Raw genomic sequence first — 5,485 nt, forward strand, 5'->3', positions numbered from 1 at the left:
CATTCGCGGAGGATCTCGGCCTCCGCCCGGATCAAGGAAGCCGACTGCCCGACGGCTGCACGCGTGGCCGCGCGAAGGACGCTGCTGGATACGACCTGGGAGGGTCCGGCGTCGCCATCCACAGTTTCCTGGGCCAAGGCTGCCGCGGCCTCGTCCCGGCGGCCGAGATTGAAGTATGAGCGGGCCAAAACGGCTTGAGCAATCGATTGCCATTGCACGTCCCGGACCGCCGACGCCATACGCAATGCGGTCTCGCTCTGCAGTAGCCTCGCCGAAAGGACCGCGGCCCGGATCAAAAGACGATCGGGCACGTCCGCCCCGCAATCAAGTGACCATGTCACCATCCGCAACAAGGAATCCGGGTTATCCTCCAACACATCCATCCGGGAGATCAGCTGCCGATGCAGTTGGAGGCTCTGCGCGGCCGGGACGATGCTTCTCAGCACCTCTCCGTAGACCGGATTGACGAGCCGGAGGTTTGGCAACCCATTGCCTCCGGGCTTGATCAAATGCTGGTCAAGCAGCTCCTGGACGGCCGCTTCACCGGCCACAACGTTAATCAACGTCTCGTCCACCGGTTCTGCCAATGCGATCAAGTTCAAGGCTTCCCTGCCCGCGGCCGAAATGCGCATCAGCTGAAGTTTGACGACGGCCTCCAGCTTTACCGTGTGGACCGGAGTCGCGGCCGTCTTGAGCCAAACGCCGTGCCGTTGGACGAGGGTTCCCGAGCTCTCAGCTTCGCGGACAAGGGTCTTCAGGAGGAGGGTGTTGCCGCCCGCCTCCGTCCAGAAACCATGGCTCGTGCTGTTCAAGACGATTCCCCCGAGCAATGCCTCGCACAGTTCGTGGCCTTGCTCAGCGGTCAAAGGCTCCAGGTCGAACCATTCGGCGGTCCCCTCGTGCCACATGCGCAAGAGCGGTGCTGGAACTCCCGGCCGTGGAACGCATGCGGCCACGACTTTGGCCCATCCTGCCTGGACAAGCTCGGTCAGCATCGCGCACGTGGCATCGTCCAGGTAGTGCGCGTCATCGACCAGCAGCAAAGCCGGTCCTGTACCTACGCGGATGCCCTCGAGGTGATCCCACAGTGAGCGAAGCACGGCAACCCGGGAAGATATGTCGGCGAGTGAAAGATGGGCAAGGAAAGGAGCCAGTACCCCATACGGGACAGCGGTCAGTGACGGACTTCCGTGTATCGGGACTACCGCAACTTCCCCGCCAAAAACGCTGCCCAGCTGGGCCAGGAGGGACGACGCGCCGAGGCCGGAATCGCCCACGATGAAGACTGCCGAACAATCATCCGCGCGGATGGCGGCCGTAATTCCGGGGAGCAAATGCCCATAATCGAGCCACGGTTCGGGCGGCCTTGTAGCGCGTTCTCCGGCATGTGCATGAACCGCCGCAGCGTTCTCATGACTGCGCGGTTCCTTCAAGCTCGCTCCTCGATGAGATTCCCATTTTCGTGAAGATTTGGTAAAGGTGGCCTTCCACTGTGCGCACGGAAACTTGCAACTGGTTGGCTACCTCTTTGTTACTCAACCCTTGACTGGCCATCTTTGCAACCTGACGCTCCCTTTCCGTCAGTTCGGGTCCAAAAGTGTGAGGTGTCAGGGGAAGTACCGGCACGGTCCCGACCAAGCGGTCCAGCCGTTGCTGGGCCAGCCTTGCGGACGCTGAATCGCCGGCTTCCCGGGCGATGTCCAAGGCCAGGACGGCACAGCGGGACTCCACCGCATCCAATTTCAGTTCCTGGGCAACCGAAGCTGCAAGTAGTAACGTCTTCGGGTCCTTCTTGCGGGTTCCCTCCGCCACCATCCGGTTGACTGCGGCCATCTTGCCCTGGCGGCGGGACGAAACCTGCTCCAGGAGCAACAGTTCCTCCTCGGTGCCGTGGACGGTGGCGCCGAAGAGGCTGATGGACGCCGTGGTGATCCGTCCTTTCGCCAAATCCCGGTTGGCGGACTCGATGAGGCTTTGCTTCGCCCCGGGATCCTTCAGCCAACGCCTGGCCATCTTGACGCAGAATTCGGCCATCCAGGCGGGGAACCAGGCCGTTTCCCCTTGTCCCTTTTCGGCCAATTCGAGAAAAGTCCGGGATTCCTTCACGTCTCCGGCCTGGGCGTACGCAAAAGCGAGCGCGGAGTAGGCCAGTGCTGGTCCGTAGTAGTTGCGCCTGATCTCCAACTGCGCCTGGGCGCCCAGCAGGGTGTCGATCGCGACTGAAGCCCGTCCTGCGTAGGTGTAGGAAACGCCCAGCGCCAGTTCGGCGGCACCGCCAAGATAATGGATGTTCTTTGGTTGCTGATCGAGGGTCGCAGTCAGCATCCGGGCTAGTTCTTCCCACTGTCCGCTGCACAGGAGTGCGGCAAACAAGCCTTCGGACAACCAGTTGTGCAACCGCGGCCGCGCCTTTGCACGCTGTATCTTGTGCCTCAGCTCGCGCGCCAGCTCGATCGCTTCCATTTCCCTGCCCAACACCGCCCAGGCCATGATCAGCAGGCTCCCGCAGCTCAGCCTTTGTTGAAGATCGATGCCGTCCCGGTACTCCTGCTCCAAGGCTTCGGCAACTTCGGCATACTCGCCCTGATGGACGTGGAGCTCGAAACTCGCGAGCCTGAGCATCCCGCTTGCCCGTTCGATTTCCGTGGCATCCGCTCCGGTTTCCTGCGATCGGCGGGAAAGATCCTCCCGGGCCTCGGCGATGAGGCCGGGTATTTGGAGGTGCCCACCTGGAACCCACAGCAGCGCGCTGCAGAGTTCCTGGACATAGTCCGCGTAGTCATACGCCGGGAGGCGCCGAAGCTGCTCGGGCGTCACATCCTTCAAAGCGGCCACCGCGGCCTCGTGCTCGGCCAGAATAACGTGGGAAACGCAGCGCTGCTGGGCGGCAGCCACCCATTCCTTGTCCTCGCGGCCGATCTGCCGGGCGCATTCCAAGGCGAACCAGGGATCGAATTGCCTGTTCGCTGCCGTCGCAGCTGCCAGTGCCACTCCTGGTTCAAGGGTTTCGCGGACATTCAGTGTCGAAGAGGCAAAGCCAGGAGCGCCTCGGCATCAAGGTCCCGGGTGATGCTGCCGATCACCCCGGCGGCGAGCCGCCGCAGTTCATTCCGCCGTGGCAGATCCATCCAGCCCCGAATAACCTCACCCATGTACTCGTCTCGCAGCGCCACCCGGCGGGCGCCTGACGGTTCGACGCGCAGGTAGCCGGACCACTCCATCTCGGCAACCACTTCAGGTTCCAGGACGTCCAAGAGCACGGCGAGCGGGGCCGTTCGAATGAGGGCAAGCAGCTCCAGGGCTTCCTGGACCGCGGGGGTCTCCCGGGCCAGGCGCGAGCGGACCAGGTCGGTCAGGACTTCAGCGGAAGAAAGGTGGATTTCGCCCTTCATCGCCCAAACCTGTCCGGCCAGGTGCAGGTTGCCTGAGCGGAGCTGTTCGGTGACGATGGCCTGGAGCACCAAGGGATTTCCACCGCTGGACGCGTGCAAAGCGCTTGCAGCAGTAGCGGTCACCCGTTTTCCAAGGACGCCGCTCAGTAATTTAGCAACTTCCGCCCGTGAAAAAACCTGAAGTTCAACTTCGTCCAGGAGGCCGTCTTTCAACAGCCTGATCAGGTCTTCTGGCATGTCTGTGGCTTGGCGGACAGTGACGAGGACTTTCGCTGTCCCACTGATTAACAAGTGCACCAGAAGGGCCGTGCTCATGCTGTCCAAAGCGGGCAGTTCCGAAAGGACCAAGAGCACTTCGCGCCCCGCGGCGTCCGAACTTATCAAATGCGATATGCCGTGGATGATCGCGCCAGGGGAATCTGCGGCATCGACGGGAAGCCTCGCCACCAGATGGGCCAGCGCCCCAAAAGGAGTGCTGACGTCCGTGGAGCCGTGGAGGTGCAGGACGTGAGTCTTTGGAGTGAGCCGGGCCTCAACCGAACGGGCGAAAGTCGCTTTGCCGACGCCCGGCGCGCCAACCACCACCACTCCGTACAAAGACGGGTCGCCGAGCGCGTCGATAACCGTGTTCTGAAGATCCTGCCGGACCAGGGACGACCATTTTCGACGCTCTGCAGCGCCCAGTGCTTGCCGCTCCGTTGCGGGTCGCTCTGCTTCAGACTCCGGTGTTGCTCGCAATTTAGATCACGCTACCTTCGCAGCTCTGGCGGACGTGACGTTCAGCGGGTCGTTTGCTTTTGTATTTCCTCTTCACCCCCAGCAGTGATTTGCAAAGTATCATAGCGATCGGCGTGAATCAATTAGCCAGCCGACTAACGATCAGGGTACTTGTTAACCACCGAAATGAGTGCACGTAGGCCCACGCTGCTAGGCCTTGACGGGGTGGAACTTCTGCTGGGCGGCAAGCAAACCTTGAGTCATCAATACCTCGACGGCATCCGCAGCTTCATCCAGGAGGAATGGCAGCTCCTTTTTCTCGGAAGCTCCAAAATCCCTGAGGACATAATCCGCGGTGTCCATTCTTCCGGGCGGCCTGCCCACCCCCACGCGAACCCGCAAGTAGTCCTTTGTAGCCAAGGCCTTGGAAATATCCCGCAGGCCGTTATGCCCGCCCTCTCCGCCGCCGATCTTCAGCTTGACCGTATTGAAGGGAATATCAATTTCGTCGTGGACGGCAATAACGTGATCAGGGGCGATGTCGAAGAACCTGGCCAGGCCGGATACGGGTCCCCCGGAAACGTTCATGTAGCTCATCGGTTTCGCCAGCACTACGCGCGGTCCGCCGATCCCCAGCCTGCCCTCGACCACTTGCGCCCGGGCCTTGTGGGCTTTGAAGCTTCCGCCCATCCGTGAGGCCAGTTCGTCCAGGACCATTTGGCCGACGTTGTGGCGGTTGTGGCTGTATTCAGCGCCGGGATTGCCAAGGCCTACGATCAGCCAGGTGTCTGTCATGGAGTCATCCTAGGGAATCAAGAGTGTGGAATGAAAAAGAAGTGGCCGGGACCCCTCAGGGACCCGGCCACCCGCTAAGGCTAATGCCGCAATTAGTCGGAAAGACTAATAAACCGAACGACTACTCAGCGGCAGGAGCTGCCTCTTCTTCGGCCTCCGAAGTGGCCTCCGAGATGTTGATGATGAGGGTCTCGGGATCGGTGAGCAATTCCGAACCGCTCGGGAGGACGATGTCCGAAGCGTGGACGTGCTCGCCGGCCTTGCGGCCTTCAATGCTGATTTCGACGAAGGTGGGCAGGTGCGTAGCCTCGGCTTCGAGGGAAACCGTGGTGGCTTCCTGGTTGGCGACAGCGCCAATGGCAGCTTCACCGATAACGTGGACGGCAACGTCAACGGTAACCTTTTCGCCCTTGCGGACGGTCAGGAGGTCGATGTGCTCGATGATCTGCTTGATCGGGTCGCGCTGGATGTCCTTCACGAGGGCAAGGTGCTCTTCGCCGTTGACGTCCAGGGCCAGCAGGGCGTTGGAAACGCGGACGGCCAGGGTGGTGGCGCGGCCCGGCAGGTTGATGTGGATGGGC

The 5,485-nt window shown here is 61.6% G+C and carries 4 protein-coding genes and 1 pseudogene; all 5 read right to left on the reverse strand.

The window, feature by feature from the left end:
- Positions 1–1,433: pseudogene (locus AHiyo1_RS24520) on the reverse strand (ATP-binding protein); the annotation flags it as partial.
- On the reverse strand, positions 1,411–2,991 hold the full coding sequence (locus AHiyo1_RS06015; RefSeq protein ID WP_059387935.1) for a LuxR family transcriptional regulator: 1,581 nt from the start codon (positions 2,989–2,991) through the stop codon (positions 1,411–1,413). The gene AHiyo1_RS06015 and the pseudogene AHiyo1_RS24520, both read right to left, overlap by 23 nt.
- A 26-nt stretch (positions 2,992–3,017) precedes the next feature.
- The gene (locus tag AHiyo1_RS06020; protein ID WP_148667445.1) at positions 3,018–4,130 is read right to left on the reverse strand and encodes a hypothetical protein; all 1,113 of its coding nucleotides are present in this window, start codon (positions 4,128–4,130) and stop codon (positions 3,018–3,020) included.
- A gap of 189 nt (positions 4,131–4,319) precedes the next feature.
- Entirely contained in the window at positions 4,320–4,904 is a 585-nt protein-coding gene (gene pth, locus AHiyo1_RS06025) for an aminoacyl-tRNA hydrolase (RefSeq protein ID WP_059387937.1), read from the reverse strand.
- A gap of 121 nt (positions 4,905–5,025) precedes the next feature.
- The coding region (locus AHiyo1_RS06030; protein WP_059387938.1) for a 50S ribosomal protein L25 at positions 5,026–5,485 on the reverse strand (460 nt) is incomplete at its 5' end.

It is taken from the genome of Arthrobacter sp. Hiyo1 (genome assembly GCF_001263615.2).
Lineage (GTDB): Bacteria > Actinomycetota > Actinomycetes > Actinomycetales > Micrococcaceae > Arthrobacter.